The sequence below is a fragment of the Pseudoalteromonas sp. S16_S37 genome (assembly GCF_014694405.1).
GTDB lineage: Bacteria > Pseudomonadota > Gammaproteobacteria > Enterobacterales > Alteromonadaceae > Pseudoalteromonas.
The window spans coordinates 1-239 of record NZ_JAAUWV010000250.1 but is presented as its reverse complement, the minus strand read 5'-3'; the positions used below and the strand labels follow the sequence as shown (position 1 = coordinate 239).

Here is a 239-nt window from a genome sequence, read left to right as displayed (position 1 = left end):
ACGATTGGGTAAACAGCATCAAGCGGCCTGGCTTGCCATTCAACAACTTGAGCAATAACGGCATCAGTGACACGAGAAATCAGTGTTGGTGAAACGTCAGCGTCATACATTTCCTTGAAAGTAGAGACGATTTCACGGGTCGTCATGCCTTTGGAGTACAGATATAAAATCTTATCGTCCATTGACGTAAAGCGGGTCTGGTTCTTTTTAACCAGTTGTGGCTCAAAGCTAGCGTCTCG

Annotated in this window: 1 protein-coding gene; it reads right to left on the bottom strand. The window is 45.6% G+C overall.

Going from position 1 to position 239, the window contains the following annotated elements:
• A partial coding sequence (locus HC733_RS22815; RefSeq protein WP_190367232.1) for a transposase occupies nucleotides 1–239 on the bottom strand: 239 nt, incomplete at both ends.